This is a genomic window from Acinetobacter sp. GQ146, assembly GCF_059758585.1.
Window position 1 is genome coordinate 1 of the sequence record NZ_JCAXDV010000007.1, and the last position, 22923, is coordinate 22923.

Sequence of the window (22923 nt, forward strand, 5' to 3'; positions counted from 1 at the left end):
GTCAGTGGCAAATATAACGCAATCAACTCAATAACTAGCACTTCGTGCTTCGTTCATCTCGCTGTATCGCGTCGGGATGCTGCGTATTCTATACAGTTTTGATTCGAGCGCAAGCCCATTTTATAAATTATTTATAAAATACGACCCAATTGATCAATTAACCATCTAATTTTCTATTTTTATCATTAAAAAGTGAAGAATTGAATCTTTTTTACACATTGGAACACTAAAAAACCCAGTCTTTGATTCAGTCCTGGGCTTTAAATAGAATATTTGAATTAATTAGCTTGTTCAGCAAGCCAACTCATAAATTTCTGCTTTTCTGCCTTATCTGCTTTTTTCCAAAGCTCAATTAACTGTTGGTCCACTGCATTTGATTTTGTAGTAGTTACAGCTTGCACTGGTACTGCTTGAGTGGTGCTAGTTGATTGTGCATAAACCGCAGGAGGTTGATTCACTGGCGCTGTCTTTTTTTGCGTTAAATCCATTGCTCCACCAAACATGCTGCGTCTAAGCCAAGGTTTCTGCTCTGTATTGGCACCAGTTTGCTGAACTAACACTTGTTGCTTTTTATCATATAGAGCCACTGTAGGCTGTTCGGCATATTTTTTAGCTTGTTCAAATGTTTTTGGTGCATTAATCAAAGCAAGTTGATACGTTTCATTATCTTGTAAATTTGGAGTTTTTATAGTCACCACACCAGATTTCACAATATCATGCTCACCTGACATATGCTCGAAATATTGAATATAGCGAAGACTGATACTAGAACTACCCGCATCTAATTTATAGACATTATTCTCTGATCGGAAAAGACCAGTGTTTACTTCTTGATCATTGACTGCAAGAATTTTGATTTCTTCTGGTGCTGTGACTGTAACTGCTGAAAATACCGAACCACTCATCAATAATGCTGCTGTAGCAAATGTTAAACGTAAAGCCATTTCGCCTTCTCTTCATTCATTGTTAAATTTTAGTTGCACTATGCAAGTTATAAATGACAGTTTTATGACAGAAAGGTTTGCGTTACACAACCTTCTTTTAGTCTTACTTTTATAGGTTTTGATTGATTTAATTTTAGCAATCAACAGCAGAGTTAACCGCAATAATGACAAATTCTACCAGGCTATAGTTGGCAGTATGAAAAAAGTCACAGCTCTAGAAGCTGTGACTACATGCGCTTAATTAAATGTTTTAAAGCGTACATTGTCATCCATATAGGTTTTTTCACCCGCAGCAGCTTCAATTGAACCCAATACCAACTGCGCCCGTAGTTTCCAACTTTCAGGGATTGCAAAAGTGGTTGCCACTTCTTCATCAATTACAGGGTTATAGTGCTGTAAAGATGCACCGAGATTATGTTCAGCTAAAATTGTCCAAACTGCATATTGTGCAATCGCCGATGAATGTTCAGACCAAACTGGAAAGTTATCTGCATATAATGCGAATTGTTCCTGCAGAGATTTAACTACCGCTTGATCTTCATAAAAAAGAACAGTGGCGTAACCTGCAGCAAAACTATCTAATTTCTTATTTGTATTTTCAAAGGCTTCAGCAGGAACCATTTTACGTAAAGTTTCACGCACGATATCCCAAAATTTATGATGAGACTCAGCAAACAACATCACGACACGGGAGGTTTGCGAATTAAATGCAGATGGGCTTTCACGAACTGCATCTTTCACCAGTTGCTCAATTTCACTTTGCTGAAGAGTGACATTTTTTCCTATTGAATAAATTGTACGGCGTTTTTTCATATGATCTAAGAATGCCATTTTTTTGTCCTCAATCTTATACAAGTTAAAAGCGTATGGTTTCGCCTATGACATTGTTCCATCTTAATCACTTTGTAAATTTAATAAATGTATCTCATAGTGACAGTGTGTCTTATATTTAGAACGCTAAATAATTGAATCCCGCATATTCATTAGCAATTCAATTGGATCTTAGATGGTTTGCTTAGCTTAAAACCATAAATTCAGCTTCATTCGGCAACATTGTTGTATTTTCAATGACTTGTTCTATAGAACCAAAAACCATTTGGGTTTGCAGCTTCCAGTGAGGGTTTATTTGCAAATGTTGCGAGACTCGATAATCGATAGCAGGATTATAGTAATTGAAATGAGCTCCTATCCCCTCATCAGCCAGCGCAGTCCAAACCGCATATTGAGCCATGCCTGCACTATGTGCTGACCATGATGGTAACTGCTCTGCATTTATCGCTAAAGTCTTTTGTAAGTTTTGTAGAATTGATTGATCTTCAAAAAAAAGTACCGTGCCATACGCTGCCAACGATTGATCGATTTTATACTCAATGGCAGAAAAAAATTGCTCTGGGACTTGTGTTCTTTGTATCTCTTTGACTAAATTCCAAAAATCTGCATGTGCTTTCGCCAGCAGAATCACGATGCGTGTAGTTTGTGAGTTTATGACTGATGGACTGCTTTTTACTGCAGATTGAATCAGCTCAATGAGATACGCGGGCTCATGTGGCAATTTTTTCCCTAATTTTTGAACACTCTTTCTTTGTTTTATTTGTTGTATATGGGCCGATTCGCTAAGCTCAGCCTGATTTTTTCGATTAAAAATAAAATCTGCGGTGATTTCAGTCGTTAGCACTTGACCTAGTTTATTTAACAATGCCATTGGTGTCCCCATCTAAGCCAGAATAAACACTTATTTTTTTTAGTGTTTATTATTCTAACGCCAAGACTTGAGCAAAATGTCATTTCATATTTTTTAATTGTTCTCTTTTAAATCAATTAATTAGCAAAAAAACAATAAACTCCGCATTTAGCGGAGTTTATGTGAAATCTACAACATTTTACTTTTCAGTTTCAAACAGTGCAGCAACGAATGATTTAGCAGAGAATGGACGTAAATCGTCAATTTTTTCACCCACACCAATAAAACGAATTGGCACATGGGTACGACTCGCGATATTAAACAGTACCCCACCTTTAGCAGTACCATCTAATTTTGTAATCGTGATACCGGTTAAACCAACCGCCTCATCAAATAACTCAACTTGGTTAATTGCATTTTGACCTGTACCCGCATCAACAACCAACATGATCTCATGCGGTGCAGTCGCATCAATTTTTTGCATGACACGTTTAACTTTAGTCAGCTCCTGCATCAAGTTACTTTTGTTATGTAAACGCCCAGCGGTATCTGCAATAAGTACATCAACCCCTTTTGCTCTTGCACTTTCAAAAGCATCAAAAATGACGGAAGCACTATCCGCACCATGACCTTGAGCCACGACAGAGATATTGTTACGCTCGCCCCAAATTTGCAATTGCTCAGTGGCTGCCGCACGGAATGTATCACCCGCAGCCAACATGACTTTTTTACCTTCACCTTGCAATCGTTTCGCCAACTTTCCAATTGTGGTGGTTTTACCCACACCATTCACACCAACAACCAAAATCACAAATGGGTTTTTATTGGGGTCGATATGTAGCGGTTTTACACGAGGTGCCAGTAGATCGACCAGTTCTTCTTGTAGCGCTTTATACAATGAATGTGAATAAATCAGATCGCCACGAGCCGTACGTTCAGTCAAATTCGCAATGATGGCTTTGGTTGCCTCAACACCAATATCTGCAACCAATAACTGTTCTTCAACTTCTTCAAGAAGTTCATCATCGATTTCTTTACCACCGATTAAGATATTGACCATACCATCGGCAAAGTTTTTACGGGTTTTAGTCAACCCTTCTTTCATACGACTAAAAAAGCCGCCTTTTGACTTTTCTTCTGACTGTTCGTTGGAAGTTTCTACTGTCGAAGCAATGACCTCTTCAGGCTTTGGTGATTCAACAATAGGAACATTGACCGCAGGTAAGCTGGGTAAAGTTACATCATCATCACCAATATCAGCATCAATCAAAAATTTATTTTGCCCTGTAGATTGTTGTTGCATGCCGAATCCTTTGAAAAGCAGCGCGTTAAAAGTAAATAATCTTAGCATAAAAGATCAAGATTTTCTTTATCTTGGCTTTCTCACAAAATCTCAGCACAAAAAAGACCAGACTGTGGTTGCATTTCATCCATAATTTCTGAAAAATGAACTTTAATCCCAGCATTTCAGAGTAAGACAAGTGTTTGGTGAAAATAATAAGAATATCCAGTCCCAATTTATGCTTTTTCTCAGCATTCTTGGTTTTTTTTGCCTCCTTCAACCTTCCACCAGTACTGCTAAACCGCAACCTAGACAAGCACGTACCACCATCGAATCTACCCTCGAAAATGGTCTTAAAGTCATTATCCGGGAAGATCACCGCTCACCGATGGTCATGACACAAATCTGGTATGGCGTAGGCAGCAGTGATGAAGTTGGAAATCATCTAGGGATTTCACATGTCCTTGAACATATGATGTTTAAAGGCACAACAAAAGTTCCAAATGATGAATTTACTCGCTTAAGCCGAATTTATGGCGGTAGTGTCAATGCCGCAACATCGAATAACTCCACCTATTATTATCAACTCTATCAGAAAAACTATTTAGCCCTTGCATTAGAGCTTGAAGCGGATCGCATGAATCATTTGGTGCTGCGTCAAGCAGATTTTGACACCGAAATTAAAGTGGTCAAGGAAGAACGCAGGCAAAGAACAGATGACAATCCGCGTGCATTAGCATTAGAACGATTTAAATGGATCAGCTATCCGACAAGTACTTATAGACAACCTGTGATTGGTTATATGAAAAATCTGGATCAGCTTCAGCTCGATGAAGTAAAGCAATGGTATGCCAAATGGTATGTTCCCAACAACGCTGTTTTAGTGATTGTGGGCGATGTAGATGCTGATCAGACACTTAACTTGGTTAAGCAATATTTTTCGTCGATTCCCTCAAAACCCATTCCTCTACGCAATAATGTCATGGAATATCCAGATCTCGGATATAGACATTTGGAAGCCGAATTAGCCGTACAAGTACCTAACCTCTACTTGGCATGGAATGTCCCATCCATCGCTACAGCCTCAAATCCTCAAGATGCATATACTTTAGCCATTATCAAAAATATTTTAGACAGCGGCATCACATCTAGATTGCAACGTAATCTAGTGCGAGAGCAAAAATTACTCGCATCTGCCAGTGTTTCCTATGAATTATACAATCGCGGCGATAGTCTATTTATTATCTCTGCGCTACCTGTAAATGGTATCTCGTTAGACACTATAAAATCCGCTTTATTAGCAGAAATAGAGCAACTCAAAACAACACCCGTATCAACTGAAGAAATTAATCGTGTGATGACTCGTCATATTGCGGATTTAATTTACAATCAAGATGATATTGCGGGACAAGCCAAAATGATTGGCACACTCGAAATCAATGGCTTAAGCTTTCAGCTGATTAATAAAATTCCACAATATTATCAATCTGTTACTCCGGAAGATATTCAGCGCGTTGCCAATACATATTTGATTCACTCTAATCTTGCCAGCATGTACATACAACCCAAGCAAAAATAAAACATGAAAGAAGGTGTAGAGATGCGAATAATACTGCCATGCTTCATAACCTGTCTGTTACTTTCAGCGCAGAGCTCAGCCGAACTGATTGATCTTACATTGAGTTCGGCTGATGAGCAGTTAACCGCATTTAACCAATTACAGAGTCTCAGATACATTCATCATCCTGATCTGGTCGCTGTACCCGATGTACACGAACTCAAAAACAAATTTTTGGTCCGTAGTTTGTTTGTGGAATCCAACGATTTACCCATGATTGATATCCAGCTGACATTCAATGCAGGATCATCGCGGGATCAAGAAATTGGTGCAGGGCTGTATGGATTAGCCAATATGGCGGCACAACTCATGGATGAAGGCACTACAAAATATTCAGCCGAAGAAATCATCTCTACTTTTGAAAGTGTCGGAGCAAAATTGAGTGTCACCGCTTATAACGATATGTTTGTAGTCAAACTGCGTGTACTTTCTAACCCAGAAAAATATGAACCCGCAATTGCCATGATGCTTGAAGTTCTGAAGCAGGCCACCTTTAGATCTTCGAGTATTCAACTGGTGTTAAGTAATACGGAAATAGGGCAAAAGCAACTGAAAGAGAATCCTGGACGAATGAAAAATATCGTCTTTTACCGCAGCCTTTATGCTAAGCATCCCTATGCAGAACCCACCACAGGCACACAAGCCAGTATTAGAAAAATTAGACCTGAAGATTTAGTGCAATTTCGAAAGCAATTTCTAGTTCGAAGTAATTTAAATATTGCGATTACAGGCAATCTAACCGTGAAACAAGCCCAGAGATTAGCTGAAAAAATTATCGAGAAGCTTCCTGCTGGTATAAAAGCACCGCCCCTTCCTGCTCCTATCGTCCAATCACAATTCAATATTTGTCATATTCCCTACGCATCAAGCCAAGCACATGTGGTGATGGGAGAAATCGTAACCACTCGTCATGATCCCGACTATTTAGCCTTACAACTTGCAAATCGAATATTTGGAAGCGGTGGTTTTAATTCCATCCTAAGCAAAGAACTGCGCGTTAAACGCGGACTAACATATGGTGCATATAGCAATTTTAGTTTTATGCAAGTAGCTGGACCATTTAGCTTAGGCTATTCTACAGAGCAGCAACACTTATTAGAAACGATACAAATCGCTCATAAAGCATTGGTCGACTTTGTTAATCAACCAATAGATCCTAAACAATTTGAAGAAGCAAAACAGGGTTTATTGCTTTCATTTCCGAATAGTTACAGCAGCAATGCTGCAATGAATGCGCAACTCGGATCAATAGGCTTTTATGGATTACCTAGCAATTATTTAAATCAATATTCAGAACAACTCAGCAAGTTGACCATTGAACAAGTACAACATGCTGTTCGCAAACATTTACATCCTGATCGATTAACCTTAGTCATTTTTAGCAGCACATTAGATAAAACCAAGCTAAATCAAATTTTAAACCATAATTTAACTTCTAATTCAGCCCTTCCTGAAGTACGACAAGCCCCCGTTATCGACGAGTTTCATCCGCCAAAGCCGGAAACTCCTTCGCCCGAGACTGCTCCGCATGATAGGCCCGCATTAATTTCAAATAATGACCAATTGTGACCTGTTGCTTTTTCATAAGCTCAGTCGCCATATCTTGTGTGGAAGGATAATAGGCTTGATGGGCCAATTGTCTCACTTGTTGATATTGAGAAAAACTGACAGGTCGAAACAAGGCAAAACTAGCAATAAAAAGAATTGCGACAATAATACTGAAAACCAGTAAATAGTAGAAATTTTCTAATTTGAATTGATGGAAAAAATGAAGAATTTTCTGTTTTGCACTATGCATACACTACCTCTAATGATGAGGTAGTGTAGGATGGCTAATCTAGAATCTCAAGTTGATTTACCCATTCTTCAGTTTAACGGATTGAAAATGAGCAAATATCACCATTAACCACTTGTGATATTACGTACTACTGCAAAATAGAGAATAAAAGCAATTAAAGCCAAAGCTAAAATAATGGCAAACACCCCCACGCCATGTTCAGCATCAGCAGGATGCAGGTCTTCATCATCTGCTATACGGCGCAATTCCCCATCATAAGTTTTATAAAATTCGACTCTCTGTTGTGGTTCCAGTGTGCGTGTAAAATCATAAACACGCTTACGCTGTGCCAAACAGTAATCCCCTAAATGAATTTCATTATGAAAAATTGCTTCATCTAATTGTTGACGATGATAATGTGCCAACTCAACAATTTTCTCAGCATTCAGCGGTAATTCAAAAGTAAAGCCGTCTATTGTATTTGTCATATTATTCTCCTTTTATTTACAGTATCCTGTAGTTCCATATTAATAAAAAAAGTTTTCGTCTATTGTTTAATCATGTAACTTGTTTTTATTAAAGTATGCCCCATATCTTATTTGACTTTTCACCCAATTTGTAATATTAGTTTAATAATACTTATGTAAATTAGTATGAAGACTAAAAAAGTCGAGCTGTGCAATCATAATTACAATAAGGAGTTACCTATGATTCAACAAATCTCTCAACATGACTTAGAGCATGTATATGCAACTGCGGTAAATACTATTCAATCGCAAAAAAACTTCGTTGACGCTGTTCAACAATTGGAAGAAGTTGCTCGTGCAGGGCATGGTAAAGCTGCAATGTTCTTAGCAGAACTTTATTTCCAAGGTTTCCGTGTAGAACGTGATTCACTTAAAGCGCAATACTGGCAAAAAATGGCCACCATGCAAGCATAATCAAACGTCACCTAGGTGGCGTTTTTTTTCCTCTGATTTTTTTGAAATATATTTACTTACGATTTTTCGCAAAGCTTACACTGAAATTTAATGTGTTTTTTTTACAATAACCCATGACTTCACAATGTCTGCTCAATATGAAACAAATTAGTCAATTACAACCGATAGCAAAAGACTTATTTTTTAAAATTACTGTTTTAAAATCCATGATGTACTGCGGTGTGTTATGGGGCTTATATGATCAAGGCTGGGCAATCATGTCCGATCAAGACGATTATATTTTTCCATTCTGGATGAATAGTGTGCAAGCGCATAAGTATGCGAAAATTCACTGGCCAAGTTACACACCGCGTAAAATTACTCCTGCTGATTTTCAAAAATCACTATTACCGACTCTGACTCGCCTAAAAGTCATTCCCGCTTTGTGTAATTCATCTAGCCAGAAGTTTAAACTGACCACTCAACAAATGCGTCATTTTTTCTTTTCAGATTTGCACCTACAACCCGCCTAAAGCCATATAAAGCCCAAGGGACTTGAACTAAAGTCCCTTTATTCTTGTATTAAATGCAATTTATGACTGAATAGGTATTTGCAATTTTTTCGTTTCAAGTTAAGTTAAATATCAAACAATAAACAACAACAGAGATGCTAAGTATGACCAAAGTTGCACAAGTCCTTCAAGATAAATCAGAACAAGCCATTTTCACCATTCGCCCAGATTCAACCGTATATGAAGCAATTAAGCTGATGGCTGATAAAGGTATTGGAGCGCTAGTTGTCACCCAAAATGAACAAGTAGTTGGCATTCTTTCTGAACGCGATTACACCCGTAAAGTCGCCTTAATGGAACGCTCTTCTTTCACAACCAATGTCAGTGAAATCATGACCGCCAGTGTCCTCACTGTTACCACAAGCAGTAGTGTCGAAGACTGTCTAGATTTAATGACTGAGCGCCATCTTCGTCATTTACCAGTGGTGGAAAATGATCGACTCATTGGACTCATTTCGATTGGTGACTTGGTTAAAGCCGCAATGGCTGACCAAAAAAACCTCATTGAACAACTACAGCAATATATTTCTGGTTAGGTTTTATAATTGCATAAAAAAGGTCAGCCCAATCGAGCTGACCTTTTTCTATTGCTGACTGATTAATTTAGTCCCAATTTCTCTGCAACATAGTCCGAATCCTTGTCACCACGACCAGACAGGTTCACGACGATTTTAATGTCTTTTGCTAGCTTTGGTGCTTCGCGTAAAGCCCATGCGACAGCATGAGAGCTCTCAAGCGCAGGTACAATACCTTCTACACGCGACAAGGTCATAAACGCATCTAAGCACTCTTGGTCTGTAGCCGAGGTGTATTCAACGCGTCCCAAATCTTTCAGAAAGCTGTGTTGCGGTCCTACACCTGGATAATCCAATCCCGAAGCAATCGAATGTACAGGCAGTGGTTCACCTTGCTCATCTTCAAGCACATAACACGCCATACCATGAATTTGGCTTGGCTTACCCAAAGTCAGTGTCGCTGAATGCATGCTTGTATCCAAACCATGTCCCGCAGGCTCAACACCCACCAGTTTCACATCCGCTTCATTCAGAAATGCTGTGAAAGCTCCTATCGCATTTGAGCCACCACCGACACAAGCCACGACGTAATCAGGATTTTGACCAAATCGGTCATGACTTTGAACTTTAATTTCATTGCCAATAATACTTTGGAAATCTCGAACCATTTTTGGAAATGGGTGTGGACCAACGACTGAACCAATCGCATAAATATAGTTTTCAGGGTCATTTAAATATTCTTCAAAAGCACTGTCTACCGCATCTTTTAAGGTTGCAGTCCCGCGTGTAACCGAAATAAGCGTCGCGCCTAAAATTTTCATTTTAACGACATTAGGGTGCTCTTTTTCGATATCTACCTGCCCCATATGAATTTCACAAGGGATGCCGACCAAGGCACACGCTGTTGCTAATGCTACGCCATGCTGCCCTGCGCCTGTTTCTGCAATCACTTTGCTTTTGCCCATATACTTGGCAAGTAAAGCTTCACCTAAGCAATGGTTAATTTTATGCGCACCAGTATGGTTTAAATCTTCGCGCTTTAAATAAATTTGCGCCCCACCCAACTGTTCAGATAAACGCTTGGCATGGAATAAGGGACTCGGACGCCCGACATAATTAGCAAACAAATCAGCGAGTTCATTTTGAAATTCTGGGGTATGACGAATTTCCTCATAAGCCTGATTAATTTCATCCATTGCTTGTTTTAAATGCGGAGGAATATACTGACCACCATAAGGTCCAAAGAAACCCTCTTCATTCGGTAAATCAATACCATTAATTTGTTGATTCATTGTTTATTCCCCTCTTATAAACTTATTCAATAATGTCTAAACTGGCAGCCCAAAGTCAGTAAATTTAACGGGCTAAATATTTCGTTAAATCCTCAATACCCTTGAGTGTCATCGGATACATATGCTGGTCAAAGATCTGTTTAATCGCACCAATAGTTGGTGTGTAATGCCAATAACTCTCTTCTTCAGGATTCAACCAAGCGGTCTTATCAAAATGATGTCGTAAGCGCTGTAACCAAACTTGCCCAGACTCATCATTCATATATTCAACCGAGCCACCCACCGAATTCAGCTCATAAGGTGCCATACTGGCATCCCCAACCACAATTACACGATAGTCACGACCATAAGTATGAAACAAATCCCAAGTATTCATACGGGTATTCGAGCGACGGACATTGTCTTTCCAGACATAGTCATATAAACAGTTATGAAAATAGAAATATTCGAGCGTTTTAAATTCAGTTTTTGCTGCGCTAAAAAGTTTTTCACACTGTGCAATATGGGAGTCCATCGACCCCCCTACATCAAATAACATCAATACTTTGACGCGATTACGGCGCTCAGGTACCAACTGAACATCCAAAATACCTTGTTTTGCAGTTTCTTTGATGGTGCCATCAATATCTAGTTCTTCTGCTGCACCCTGACGTGCAAACTTACGTAAACGGCGCAATGCCAGTTGCATCTGCCGCGTACCCAAAATCTGCTCATCATCTAGATTGCGATATTTACGCTGTTCCCAAACTTTGACGGCAGAGCGCTTGCGCCCTGGACCACCAATACGCACCCCTTCAGGATGATCGCCATAAGCACCAAATGGCGATGTGCCACCCGTACCAATCATGCGATTTCCCCCTTGATGTTTTTTATGTTGTTCGCGTAACCGCTCTTCTAACATTTTCATCAGCTCTTCGAGAGAACCTGCTTTTTTTAACTCTTCTCGTTGCTCAGGTGTAAGATGCTTTTCCAAAAGCTCCAAATCAAACCAATCTTTTGGCAATTGCTGAACTTGGCTTAACAATTCGTCTAAATCGAAGGTGGAAATGCCATCAAAATAGTCTTTCATGCCACGGTCAAACTTATCGAAAAACCGTTCATCTTTCACCATAATGGTTTTGGCGAGTTGATAGAATTCTTCTTGATCGGCAAATACCAAGCCTGATGCAACCGCCTCATTCAAATCAATGAGTTCGCGTGTAGATACAGGCACACCATATTTGCGTAAGGTATAAAACAAGCGCACAAACATGCGTGTTTCTCCTTAACGACGTGACATAAAGGCTAGTCGCTCAAGCAACTGTACATCTTGCTCATTTTTAATGAGTGCACCGTACAGCGGCGGAATGGCTTTGGACTTGTCGTGATTACGCAGCACATTTTCAGGCATGTCATCCGCCATCAATAAACTCAGCCAATCGATCAACTCTGAAGTTGAAGGTGGTTTTTTAAGACCTGGGATTTGACGTAATTTAAAGAAGACTTGAAGTGCTTCATTCACCAAGGCAGCCGAAACCTGAGGGAAATGCACATCAATGATTTCACGCATGGTGGCTTCATCAGGGAACTCAATATAGTGAAAGAAACAACGACGCAAGAAGGCATCTGGTAGTTCTTTTTCATTATTTGAGGTAATAATCACAATTGGACGTTGTGTTGCCGTAATGGTTTCGCCTGTTTCGTACACAAAGAAGGACATTTTGTCCAACTCATGCAGCAAGTCATTCGGAAACTCAATATCTGCCTTATCAATCTCATCAATTAACAGTACACAGCGCTCTTCGCTGGTAAAAGCTTCCCACAATTTGCCGGGTTTAATATAATTCTTAATGTCATAGACACGATCATCACCCAACTGGCTATCTCGTAAGCGGGAGACAGCATCGTACTCATATAAGCCTTGCTGAGCCTTAGTGGTCGACTTGATATGCCAAGTAATAAGTTTTAAGCCCAAACTCTGTGCAACTTGCTCCGCCAGTAAAGTCTTACCCGTTCCCGGCTCGCCTTTGACCAATAATGGTTTCTGCAATGCACGAGCAGCTTTAACGGCTAACTTCAAACTGTCAGTGGCGATGTACTGGCTTGTACCTGTAAATTGTTGAGATTCAACAGACATAAGATAACCTTATTTTTTATTTAAAGTGGTGAACTTTTCTTGTTAACAATATGAGTTTGGCGTTTATCCGCATATTTAGACCAACAATAGCCAACGATTAAACCCAAACCAAGCACACATAAAATAGCAGCTAAATTAAACCAAATCAGCGAGTGTTCTTTGGTCAATACACCAAACATTAAACCGAAAAATGCGGGTGCAATCGAAGCATTCGTACCTTCAGAAACCGTAGGTGTGAGCATGACTGCAAAAATAATCACCCAACTAATTCCACCAAAGGGTTTCGGCAACCGCTTTGCGATTGCATACCAGCACCATAAGATAATGATGCTGCCGATCAAATACACACTGACTGCAATCGTATCTTCAGGAATTGAGTCTAAAATTGAAAGTAAACTATCCACACTACAACTCCTGAAAAAAATTATGCACCACGTAAGCCTTCTGGAGCTACTGCATTCGGATTAATTAAACCCTCTGGTGGCATTTGAATAAAGAAGCCTTTCGTTTGAATGGAATCCATCACATGCAGTACGTTTGCGCGTGCTAGCTTACGCGTTTCTGTTAATTCAATATGCATGACAAACGTCGCACGGCCAAAAGCATTACGTAATACTTCAGGCACAACGTCTAATGGATTTGATGTTTCAGCTTCATTTTCAGAAGGTCGAGAGACGTAAAGATACATCTCGTCTTTTTTACTCGATTTATAAATTGAACAATGCATGCTTAGAACATTACTTTAGAAAACACAGCGCCAAGCATACAACAAAAAATACTCGGATACATTAATGATTATTAACGCAACAGTCGTGATGCGGCTTAAACGCAAATTCTTTAAACAAATTTTACCGGCGTTATACCGCTTGCATTTGCGTGGTTAAATATTGTTGATCTTGCTGCAACACTTGAATTAACGGTGTCGTCAGCATTTCGTAACGCCATCCGAGCAAATAATTTGGTAAATCTTGCTCATCACGACCAAAGACCACATGTTGATACAAGGCATTCAGCCATTTTTTACGTAACAATACTTCTTTAGGAATAGTGGTTTCATTGACTACCGCTTGAATTACCGCTTCAACCTTATTACCAATCTCTTTCGATGAATGACGAATTGGTCGAGCCATACGCAGTGGCCATTCTTCTTGTGCAGGTAAGAATTTGAGTAAATCGAGAATAGTTTTACCATATTCACGAAGCGTGTTTTGACGGATATCTTTGATACCACTGAGTTGAAAATGATTCTTTGGATTCTTCTCAACCAAATCAATAATGCTGGAGTTTTTTAAGATAAAACTACGCGGCTGATTCAAGGCTTTGACCATCTGCTCACGCCAAACAGCCAATTGCTGAATCTGCATTAATTGACGGCGAGAATGTCGATAATTTCCAATATCTTGATATAACTGAGGAATAGGCGTTTCTTGCCCAATTTCAAAAGTCAGATTTTGGCAATCTTCTTGAGCAAATGCCAATAAATGTTTTTCATCCAGACTACTGCGCACCTTGTCTGCTAGAGACATTAAGTACAGTACATCATTGGCAGCATACGTTAATTGTTCAGGAGACAGTGGACGAGCTAACCAGTCAGAACGCGTTTGATCTTTATCAATATCCACATTTAACATATGTTTTAATGCATTTTGATAACTGACTTGCAAACCATGTCCTAAAAATGACATGCCGACTTGGGTATCAAATACATTATTCAGCGATTTGTCTTGTGCATAATGGTAGATTAAATCAATATCTTCACCGCAAGCATGGAATACATTCAATTGGGCGGCAAAAATCTTTTTCCAGAACTGACTTAAATCCAGCGTGGTGCCATCCAACAAATAAACTTGCTCAGCAACATTAATTTGGAACACACCTAGTTTTGGCCATAAGGTGTCCACTTTAATAAATTCTGTATCCAATCCGTATATGGAATTTTGATCCATAATGGACAAAAAGTTATCTAAATCTGTCTGATGCTGAATAAACTGAAACATACTGCCGAGTCTAGGAATAGATTCTCTAAAAATATATCTTACCTGATATATAACAATTAGCTATAAAAATTTTAATTTTATCTAAAAGAATTACTTTATTTTTAGGGTATAAGCTCTATTTATCTGTTTATTTATACTTTTTTCCTATTAACTTATTATTTAAAAATATACCAATCGTTAAAATATTACATTTTAAATCAGCTAACAAATCCTCAAAAAAAAACATGAAATAAGTCAGGGCTTATTTCATGCGCATACGGTTATGAACGGCCTGACTTAATGTATGACTATCAACATATTCAAGCTCGCCACCTTGTGGCACCCCTTGAGCGATTCGGGTCATGTGTACAGGCAAATGCTTGCACGCTTCCACCAAGTAATGTGCGGTCGCTTGTCCCTCTACCGTGGCATTGGTCGCAAGAATAATCTCTTTAATTTTCCCATCGCTTAAACGCTGAATCAAATGCGGAATGCCTATTTCATCAGGCCCAATCCCATCCAACGGTGATAAGTGCCCACCCAAGACATGATATTTACCGCGAAAACTGCCACTTTGTTCAATCGCCATGACATCTGCTGGTGACTCGACTACACACAGCTGTTGTTCATCGCGCTCTGTAGACAAACAAATATCACAGACTTCATCTTCGGTCAGTGAATGACAAATACAGCATTCATGAATATGATTGGTCGCCTCATTTAATGCATGCGCCAAACCCACTGCCCCTTCACGATTCTTCATAATTAAATGTAGGGCCATACGTTGTGCAGACTTTGGACCTACACTTGGCAAAATTCTTAAAGCTTGAACTAACTGTTCAAATCGATCACTAAACACTGAAATTCCTAAATAAAAATACCTCCCTAATAAGGGAGGTAAAACACCACTAGGGATTAGAACATACCTGCAAGGCCTGGTGGTAAGCCCATACCTGAACTCGCCCCTTTAAGACGCTCTTCAGAAATAACTTCCGCCTGACGAGCAGCATCATTCATGGCTGCAGCGATTAAGTCTTCAATCATATCTGGATCATCTTGCAACAATTCAGGATTAATCTCGATACGTTTTACCACATTACGGCAAGTCATGGTCACTTTCACCAAACCACCGCCCGCTTCCGCGTGTACTTCAGTTTGTGCAAGCTCTTCTTTGGCTTTTTTAAGATTGCCTTCCATCTCTTTTTGCATGCGCTGTGCTTGCTGCATCAACATATTAATGTTCATAAAAATCTCCGAACAATATTTAAAACTTAAAGCTGTATTTAAATCAGATCTAAACCACGGTTTAAATCGCGAATAATATCATCAATATCTTCAATACCGACTGAAACACGGATTAAACCTTCACGAATACCCGCAGCTTCTTTTGCTTCAGGCGAAAGCTTACCATGAGTCGTGGTAGCTGGATGTGTAATTGTTGATTTCACATCGCCCAAATTACCTGTAATCGAGATAAATTGGGTATTGTCGATGACTTTCCAAGCCCCTTCACGACCACCTTTGACCTCGAAGGAAACAATGCCACCAAAACCTGTTTGTTGTTTCGCCGCCAATTCATGCCCCACATGTTCAGGCAAGCCCGCGTAGTAAACTTTTTCTACTTTTTCGTGTTGGTTTAAATACTCAGCCAGCTTTTGCGCACCTTCAGAATGTGCTTTCATTCTTAAGCGTAACGTTTCCAAGCCTTTAAGGAATACCCAAGCATTAAATGGGCTCATAGATGGCCCTGTGGTACGTACATAGCCAAACACTTCTTCTAGAAGCTTATGGCTACCAACGACCGCACCGCCTAAAGCACGACCTTGCCCATCCAAATATTTGGTTGCAGAGTAAACAATCAAATCCGCACCAAACTCGATGGGACGCTGTAATACTGGTGTACAGAAACTGTTATCAATCGCTAACAATGCACCATTTGCATGTGCAATATCAGCCAAGGCCTGAATATCCGCCACTTCAGCCAAAGGATTCGAGGGTGACTCGACAAATAACAACTTCGTTTCAGGTTTAACTGCATTTTTCCATGCGCTTAGATCGGTTAAATCAACAAAATCAACCGCAACACCAAATTTAGCCACATACTTTTCAAACAATGAAACCGTCGAGCCAAAAACAGCACGTGAACAAATCACATGATCGCCCATTTTTAAAAACGACATTGCAACAGCCATAATGGCTGCCATACCCGAACTGGTTGCAACTGCTCGTTCAGCACTTTCTAAGGCCGCTAAACGCTTTTCAAACATAGATACTGTCGGGTTGGTAAAGCGCGAGTAAATATTACCTGGCTCTTGTCCAGAAAACTTCGCTGCAGCTTCTGCCGCATTTTCATAAACAAATGAAGAAGTTAAAAAGATTGGCTCGCCATGCTCACCCTCAAAACTACGCGTATGACCAGTACGAATCGCTAATGTATCGAGTTGATATTCAATGTCGTCTTGTTGGCTCATTTCTACGATTCAGTTCTCAGAACTGCCTTTGTGAATAATTGCCAACATTTTGAGCGCCTAGCGCATTTCAGGTCAAGGTAAAATGTAAAATTATCGTTTAGACTTCGAGCAAATCTTTAGGCAGGTCAACAGAAATGTCCGCGATGTCAAAACTAAAACAACGGATCGCCCAGAAAAAAGTGCAAGTCTCTAATTTATCAACACGTATTTTAAAGCAGCACGCTCTGATTCTATCCGAATCAACACCCTATGACATCATAGCGTTCAACGATTACGCTAAAGTCCGTTATTACGCCGCCAATCAAAGAAAATATCTTGAGCCTCTAGTTTTCGTTGCACCTTTTGCCATCAATATGGCGATTTATGACCTGTTTCCTTATCGCTCTTTGGTTCAGTATTTTCAAGGTCAGGGCTTTGAAGTGTATTTGATCGAATGGAAACGTTTTGGATTTCGTGATCGACATATTGATTTCATGACAATTATTAATTATAGCCTGCCAGACTGTATTCGTCAGATTCGAGAACATGCCCATTCAGAACAGCTTTCCTTGCATGGCTGGAGTATGGCGGGGATTTTTGTCCTACTGTATAGCGCCTTACAACAACCAAATTTTGTTAAAAATCTGATTGTGTTAGGCAGTCCAATCGACAGTTATGCTTCGGGCTTTATTGGCAAACTCAATCAAGCAATGTACGATTTTATTCAGCACAATAAAAGCTTAGAGCAATGGTTATTCTCCAATAACATTCCTAAAAAATTTACCCATACGCCAGGCAAGCTCAATTCGATTGGTTTTAAAATTTTAGACCCCAAAGGATGGTATGCCAGTTATAAAACCTTACTCGGTAATCTAGATGATTTAGAAATCGTGAAGGAGAATGCCACGATCAGTAAGTTTCTCAACAATATGATTGATTATCCTGGTGGGATCAATCAGGACATGATTTTTAAAATCTGGCTTCAAAATGGTCTTAAACATGGCAATATTCTATTAGATCATAAGCATATACAATTAAATTCAATCACTTCCTCTCTATTGATTGGTGCAGGTCAGACTGATCAACTTGTCACTGCAAATGCAATTAAACCCTTATGTGAATTGACAAACAGCCAAGATGTCACGTTTACTCTTATCCCAGGTGGACATTTAGGCCTAATGTCCAGCAAAGCGAGTGCCGAACAATTTTGGCCTCAACTCACGGCTTGGCTAGCACAGAGATCAACAAAGATATAAAGGAAATAGCATGATTCATTCAGTTGCATTTATTGGTTTAGGCGCTATGGGTTATCGTATGGCAGCTCATCTTCCTAAGCACTTCGAAACCGTATTCGTTTGGAATCGTAATTTTGCCAAAGCTGAGCAACATGCAACTGAATATGGAACGCTTGCCGTATCGCTACAAGAAGCCGTACAAGCCGATATCGTTTTTTCCTGTCTTCCAACCAGCCAAGATGTCGAAACACTGATTGCTGGACTTGAACTCAAAGCTGGTAGTATCTGGATTGACTGCACCAGCGGAGTTCCTGAATCAGCGAAAAGAGTTGCCGAAGCTTTAAACATTCAACAGGTGGCTTTCCTCGATGCACCAGTCAGTGGGCAAACCATTGGTGCTGAAAATGCAACCCTTACGGTCATGGTCGGTGGTGATGCGGATGCTTTTAGCAAGGCATTACCAGCCCTGAACGCTATAGGCAAACTAATTAAACATGTCGGTGATTCTGGTGCAGGTTTTGCCGTGAAAGCCGTGAACAACATGTTGCTTGCTGTTAATTTATGCGCTGCTGCAGAAGGGTTTACAACCTTAAAAGCACATGGCGTAAATCTTAATGAGGCACTGGATTGTATTAATGCATCTAGTGGCAAAAGCGGTGTAACTGAAACCGTATTACCACAACGCGTATTAAATCGCAGTTTTCCTCTAACATTTGCATTACCTTTATTGGCCAAGGACACTGGAATTGCGCTAGATTTGGTCAGAGATGCCAAACTTTCAGCGCCTGTAATTGCACTAACACAAAGTCTTATACAGGCAGCAAGTGATCTTGCAGTAGAAGAAAGTGATTTTTCTAGTGCGGTGAAACTCTATGAATCTTGGAGCAAAATTACACTTGAGTAATAACTTGCCATTGAACTACTCGATTTAAACCCAATATTGTAATAAGGTGTTTAACATATACTGTTACAAACAATGAGGAAACTCTTATGAATAAGTTGCTGATTGCCTGTCTTACAGGTTTATCAACTTTAGTTGCGGCAAATGTGTTTGCTGCAACACCAGAGCAAGAGTGCCAAAAGTTGAAAAATGATCATGATGTCATTTATGCATCAAAAGGTTTCTGCTTTAAAGACCCGGAAGCAAAAGCAAAGTTTGGTAATGAAAACTGCTATACCACCAAGCCGAAGTTTTCTGAGAAAGAGCAACAACGTCTTGACGAAATCAAAGCACGCCAGAAAGAACTTAATTGTAAATAATGACTAAATTCCCCGATATAAGGGAAAATGATAAAGGATGCATCATGGCTTACGATGATCAAAATATTTTTGCAAGAATTCTACGTGGCGAACTTCCTGCCATTAAAGTATATGAAGACGATCAAGTTCTTGCTTTTATGGACATTATGCCACAAGCGGAAGGTCACACTTTAGTCATTCCAAAAACGCCTGCAGTGAGTCTACTGGATCTTCCAGCAGACGCTGCAGCCTATACCATTCAGATTACACAGAAAATTGCGCGTGCAATGGAAAAAGGTTTAGGGGTTGATGGCATTGTATTAATGCAACTCACCGGAGCCTCTGCTGGACAAACGGTTCCACATGTCCATTTCCATCTTATTCCAACCAATGTGCATCAATTAGGTAAACATGCCGCACAAATGGGCGATCAAGAAAAGATTAAAGCGCAGGCAGAAAAAATTAAGGCTGCTCTAGAAGAGTAAACAAGTAGTCACAATACTTAATGGAGCTTCGGCTCCATTTTTTTATTTTATAAAAATTAAAAATAAATTAAATCTGAGAGTTATCTATTCACGATTCGTCATCAAACTGTCATCTATTTTTCACTTTGCTGTCACAAAGTTTGCAGATACTGCATAGCAAGTTGGTGAGCTATGTAACGAATTGTACAGAAGCGAACTAAAAATAAGAGTTTGTTGGCACTTGCCATAAAAATTGTGTTTTGGAGAAATCTCAATGAAAAAATTGCTTCTTGCTGCAGCAGTAACAACGTTAAGCTTAAACGCAGCACAAGCAGCGCCAACTTTGTACGGTAAATTAAACGTATCTATCGACAATGTTGACAACTATGATTTCAAGGGTAATGACGTTTCTGAAGTAAGCTCGCATGCTTCACGCCTAGGGGTTAAAGGCGAAGAGAAACTTACAGACAACCTTTCTGCAATTTACCAAGCTGAATGGGCTGTTTCTACTGATGGTTCTGGTTCTGATACAGACTGGAGTGCACGTAACCGTTTCCTCGGTTTAAAATCTGAAGGCGTTGGTGCATTAAAAGTAGGTAACTACGACTCGTATTTCAAAACTGCAGCTGGCAAATATCAAGATATTTTTAATGACCACACTCGCTTAGACATGGGTAAAATCATGTATGGTGAAGAGCGTCTTAAAAACGTGATTGGCTTTGAAACTGATAAAAAATTAATGGGTGGCTTGCAGTTCAGCGCAATGGCACAGCAAGGCGAAAATAGCGCTTCAGATTACACTACTGAAAAACGCGATGGTTTCGGTGATTCAGTTTCTACAGCTCTCAGCTACGAAAACAAAAACATCGGCTTAGCTCTAGCCGTTGCTGGTAACTTCGGTGTACAAGGTGACTACGCGGCTTACAAACTAAAAGATGTAGAGTCTGATGCTATTCGCGTAACTGGCTCGTATAATTTTAAAGCATTAGGGCTTTCAGGTTTAACACTTGGTGGCTTATGGCAACAGGCAGAATTGTCAGACTCTCCTTCTGCTGCAGCATTAGAAGCTAATGCTTTAGTAAAAGAGGCTGCATCTCTTGAAGAGCAAGCTTGGGGTGTAACGGCAACATATAACTTTAATAACTCACCTTGGTCTTTAAAAGGTGAATACCATACTGCAGTATCTACAGCAGACGCTCAAGATGACCGCACTATTGATTTATATGGTCTTGGTCTAGACTACCAGATGAATAAGCAAGCGCGTATGTACACTTTCCTTGCACAACAAAAACGTGACTGGGTTAAAGAAGACGATATGATGACAGCTTTCGGTTTAGGCATGGAATACAACTTCTAAACCAATCCTTAAAAAAAACACGCTTCGGCGTGTTTTTTTTGCTTTAAGTTTCTAAAAACCAATTTTTCCAAGAGCTAGTACCACGCACCTCGATTGGTACCGTTTCAATAATTCGCTCTTTAAGCAGTACAGTTTGATTAACCTGTTGTGCCAATCGAGCCTTAATAGAGTGGATACATTCACGGTCTCCGAACTCACAGCGATCTAGAGTTGTTCCACCACAAGGACCATTTGCCAAGCCTTTTGGACATGTTTCTGGACAAATATAGAGTGTCTCTGCCAAACGGCATTGCCCACAACTTTCGCACCCTACCACACCATGTTTAGAAATATATTCTGACTTGAGTAACAACTTGCTTGCAAACTGACCTGACCAAAACTTGGAACTAAAGACCTTACTTCCAATGTTACGAGCCACCTTTGAATCAAACATTGCGTCATGCATGAATTGCATTGACTTATATTTTAATAACTGCTCACCCGAAACTGTCATTTCCTGAACTGCCAGTTGAGGCTTTAATTCATCCCCTTGTTCTATGTGATGCAGCTCAGTCCATTTTTGTACACATTGCTCTAGTGTTAGATTTTGAAATTCCTTTAGAACCTTCGCTAAAGCCTCCTGCTCATCACTTTTATGACAAGCCGATAAATGTACGCCAGCAAAGCCTAAATGCTGACAAATCAGAATTTGTAACGCACAACGTGCATAAACATTTTGCGCTGCCAGCTCTGGACTGATTGCTTTTTCTCGTCGCAACAGGTCGATTAAATGATCGGTCAAAACAATACCCGCAACTTGGTATTGATGCATAAATTCTGCACGTGGCAAAGTTAAAGGCATGACACATGCATAGAGCTCGATTTCAGCATGGTGTGTTTCTAAATATGTTTTGATTTCTTTTAATGCATCCAAATCAAATCCCAATTGCGTAACCACATAATCAGCACCAGCTAAAATTTTCTTTTCTAGCTTAAAGTACTGGGCGTCATGTTCGGCCTTTGCATATTTAAAAGGATTAAATGCCACACCAATTTTTAAATCTGGCAGAAGCTGCCTAGCATGTATCACAGCATTCACAGATTCTAAATAACGCGTACGAGGTTGATCTGAATCCAATCCATCTTGATGTTGCTTGAGCTTATCCCCCGTCAACAATAGAACATTTTCATGTCCTTCTTTTTTAACGACCTGCAGGAATTGTTGAAAATCTGATATATCTCGATCCTTACCCGAGAAATGTAAAATCTTGCGAAGCTGCGATGGATAGCTTTGTGCAATCGTTAATGGTACAGGGTCATGATCTGTACGCACCCGATCTGCAATTGTCATGGTTACAGGATAACCCGCCAAATCCGCAGGCACAGGCAAGACGTGTTTTGTGGGTAAATATTCTAGAAAAATAGAAAAATGCTGATGAGGCAAACAATTGGAGGGCTTAGACATATCGCTCGGGAGATTTTGACTAATGTCAGAAATAGAGCGCC

General features: G+C 39.8%; 25 protein-coding genes. 10 read left to right on the plus strand and 15 right to left on the minus strand.

The annotated features are described in order from the left end of the window. Positions 1 to 278 precede the first annotated feature (278 nt). The 4 genes from AC6CHI_RS11670 to ftsY form a co-directional block, all read right to left on the minus strand. Positions 279 to 944, minus strand: a complete 666-nt coding sequence (locus AC6CHI_RS11670; protein ID WP_498121418.1) for a YccT family protein — start codon at positions 942 to 944, stop codon at positions 279 to 281. 237 nt (positions 945 to 1181) lie between these two features. Continuing rightward, positions 1182 to 1775, minus strand: coding sequence for a nitroreductase family protein (locus AC6CHI_RS11675; RefSeq protein ID WP_498121420.1), 594 nt, complete (start codon positions 1773 to 1775; stop codon positions 1182 to 1184). A gap of 184 nt (positions 1776 to 1959) precedes the next feature. Continuing rightward, the gene (locus AC6CHI_RS11680) at positions 1960 to 2646 is read right to left on the minus strand and encodes a nitroreductase family protein (protein ID WP_498121422.1); all 687 of its coding nucleotides are present in this window, start codon (positions 2644 to 2646) and stop codon (positions 1960 to 1962) included. A 178-nt stretch (positions 2647 to 2824) separates the two neighbouring features. Continuing rightward, positions 2825 to 3928, minus strand: coding sequence for a signal recognition particle-docking protein FtsY (ftsY, locus tag AC6CHI_RS11685; protein WP_458892692.1), 1104 nt, complete (start codon positions 3926 to 3928; stop codon positions 2825 to 2827). A gap of 217 nt (positions 3929 to 4145) precedes the next feature. Here ftsY and AC6CHI_RS11690 point away from each other — a divergent pair, with 217 nt between their 5' ends. Further along, entirely contained in the window at positions 4146 to 5486 is a 1341-nt protein-coding gene (locus AC6CHI_RS11690; protein ID WP_498121424.1) for a M16 family metallopeptidase, read from the plus strand. A gap of 21 nt (positions 5487 to 5507) precedes the next feature. After that, the gene (locus tag AC6CHI_RS11695) at positions 5508 to 7094 is read left to right on the plus strand and encodes a M16 family metallopeptidase (protein WP_498121426.1); all 1587 of its coding nucleotides are present in this window, start codon (positions 5508 to 5510) and stop codon (positions 7092 to 7094) included. A gap of 333 nt (positions 7095 to 7427) precedes the next feature. Here AC6CHI_RS11695 and AC6CHI_RS11700 read toward each other — a convergent pair whose 3' ends face one another. Beyond that, positions 7428 to 7790 (minus strand): hypothetical protein, encoded by a 363-nt coding sequence (locus AC6CHI_RS11700; protein WP_498121428.1) that lies wholly within the window; start codon positions 7788 to 7790, stop codon positions 7428 to 7430. A 219-nt stretch (positions 7791 to 8009) separates the two neighbouring features. On the opposite strand from AC6CHI_RS11700, the gene AC6CHI_RS11705 reads away from it, so the two are divergent. The 3 genes from AC6CHI_RS11705 to AC6CHI_RS11715 all read left to right on the plus strand — a co-directional run bounded on the left by AC6CHI_RS11705 (position 8010) and on the right by AC6CHI_RS11715 (position 9330). Further along, complete coding sequence (locus AC6CHI_RS11705; protein WP_458892696.1) at positions 8010 to 8243, plus strand: SEL1-like repeat protein; 234 nt, start codon at positions 8010 to 8012, stop codon at positions 8241 to 8243. 137 nt (positions 8244 to 8380) lie between these two features. Continuing rightward, positions 8381 to 8755, plus strand: coding sequence for a DUF2750 domain-containing protein (locus tag AC6CHI_RS11710; RefSeq protein WP_458892697.1), 375 nt, complete (start codon positions 8381 to 8383; stop codon positions 8753 to 8755). Positions 8756 to 8898: 143 nt separating this feature from the next. After that, on the plus strand, positions 8899 to 9330 hold the full coding sequence (locus AC6CHI_RS11715) for a CBS domain-containing protein (RefSeq protein WP_498121430.1): 432 nt from the start codon (positions 8899 to 8901) through the stop codon (positions 9328 to 9330). Between the two features lie 62 nt (positions 9331 to 9392). Here the strand turns inward: AC6CHI_RS11715 and trpB are convergent, their stop codons facing one another. From trpB to AC6CHI_RS11760, 9 genes are all read right to left on the minus strand, one after another. Then, positions 9393 to 10601, minus strand: coding sequence for a tryptophan synthase subunit beta (trpB, locus tag AC6CHI_RS11720; RefSeq protein WP_498121432.1), 1209 nt, complete (start codon positions 10599 to 10601; stop codon positions 9393 to 9395). Positions 10602 to 10665: 64 nt separating this feature from the next. Further along, positions 10666 to 11853, minus strand: a complete 1188-nt coding sequence (locus AC6CHI_RS11725) for a vWA domain-containing protein (protein WP_498121434.1) — start codon at positions 11851 to 11853, stop codon at positions 10666 to 10668. Positions 11854 to 11865: 12 nt separating this feature from the next. Continuing rightward, entirely contained in the window at positions 11866 to 12717 is an 852-nt protein-coding gene (locus AC6CHI_RS11730; RefSeq protein WP_498121436.1) for an AAA family ATPase, read from the minus strand. A gap of 20 nt (positions 12718 to 12737) precedes the next feature. Further along, positions 12738 to 13121 (minus strand): hypothetical protein, encoded by a 384-nt coding sequence (locus AC6CHI_RS11735; RefSeq protein WP_498121438.1) that lies wholly within the window; start codon positions 13119 to 13121, stop codon positions 12738 to 12740. A 20-nt stretch (positions 13122 to 13141) separates the two neighbouring features. Further along, positions 13142 to 13444, minus strand: a complete 303-nt coding sequence (locus AC6CHI_RS11740; protein WP_458892703.1) for a YcgL domain-containing protein — start codon at positions 13442 to 13444, stop codon at positions 13142 to 13144. Between the two features lie 130 nt (positions 13445 to 13574). Next, the gene (locus tag AC6CHI_RS11745; RefSeq protein ID WP_458892704.1) at positions 13575 to 14714 is read right to left on the minus strand and encodes a ribonuclease D; all 1140 of its coding nucleotides are present in this window, start codon (positions 14712 to 14714) and stop codon (positions 13575 to 13577) included. 241 nt (positions 14715 to 14955) lie between these two features. Further along, the gene (gene recR / locus AC6CHI_RS11750; RefSeq protein ID WP_498121440.1) at positions 14956 to 15552 is read right to left on the minus strand and encodes a recombination mediator RecR; all 597 of its coding nucleotides are present in this window, start codon (positions 15550 to 15552) and stop codon (positions 14956 to 14958) included. Between the two features lie 56 nt (positions 15553 to 15608). Next, positions 15609 to 15938, minus strand: coding sequence for a YbaB/EbfC family nucleoid-associated protein (locus tag AC6CHI_RS11755; RefSeq protein ID WP_498121442.1), 330 nt, complete (start codon positions 15936 to 15938; stop codon positions 15609 to 15611). Between the two features lie 38 nt (positions 15939 to 15976). After that, complete coding sequence (locus AC6CHI_RS11760) at positions 15977 to 17164, minus strand: O-succinylhomoserine sulfhydrylase (RefSeq protein WP_498121444.1); 1188 nt, start codon at positions 17162 to 17164, stop codon at positions 15977 to 15979. A 143-nt stretch (positions 17165 to 17307) separates the two neighbouring features. Here AC6CHI_RS11760 and AC6CHI_RS11765 point away from each other — a divergent pair, with 143 nt between their 5' ends. The 5 genes from AC6CHI_RS11765 to AC6CHI_RS11785 all read left to right on the plus strand — a co-directional run bounded on the left by AC6CHI_RS11765 (position 17308) and on the right by AC6CHI_RS11785 (position 21438). After that, positions 17308 to 18399, plus strand: a complete 1092-nt coding sequence (locus AC6CHI_RS11765; protein WP_498121640.1) for an alpha/beta fold hydrolase — start codon at positions 17308 to 17310, stop codon at positions 18397 to 18399. 10 nt (positions 18400 to 18409) lie between these two features. After that, positions 18410 to 19282, plus strand: coding sequence for an NAD(P)-dependent oxidoreductase (locus AC6CHI_RS11770; RefSeq protein WP_498121446.1), 873 nt, complete (start codon positions 18410 to 18412; stop codon positions 19280 to 19282). 86 nt (positions 19283 to 19368) lie between these two features. Next, positions 19369 to 19638, plus strand: coding sequence for a YARHG domain-containing protein (locus AC6CHI_RS11775; protein WP_498121448.1), 270 nt, complete (start codon positions 19369 to 19371; stop codon positions 19636 to 19638). A gap of 44 nt (positions 19639 to 19682) precedes the next feature. Beyond that, entirely contained in the window at positions 19683 to 20102 is a 420-nt protein-coding gene (locus AC6CHI_RS11780) for an HIT family protein (protein WP_458892710.1), read from the plus strand. Between the two features lie 253 nt (positions 20103 to 20355). Beyond that, positions 20356 to 21438: a porin gene (locus AC6CHI_RS11785; RefSeq protein WP_498121450.1), complete on the plus strand. Its 1083-nt coding sequence runs from the start codon at positions 20356 to 20358 to the stop codon at positions 21436 to 21438. A gap of 43 nt (positions 21439 to 21481) precedes the next feature. Here the strand turns inward: AC6CHI_RS11785 and AC6CHI_RS11790 are convergent, their stop codons facing one another. Next, positions 21482 to 22882: a methylenetetrahydrofolate reductase C-terminal domain-containing protein gene (locus tag AC6CHI_RS11790; protein ID WP_498121452.1), complete on the minus strand. Its 1401-nt coding sequence runs from the start codon at positions 22880 to 22882 to the stop codon at positions 21482 to 21484. Between the last annotated feature and the right edge of the window lie 41 nt (positions 22883 to 22923).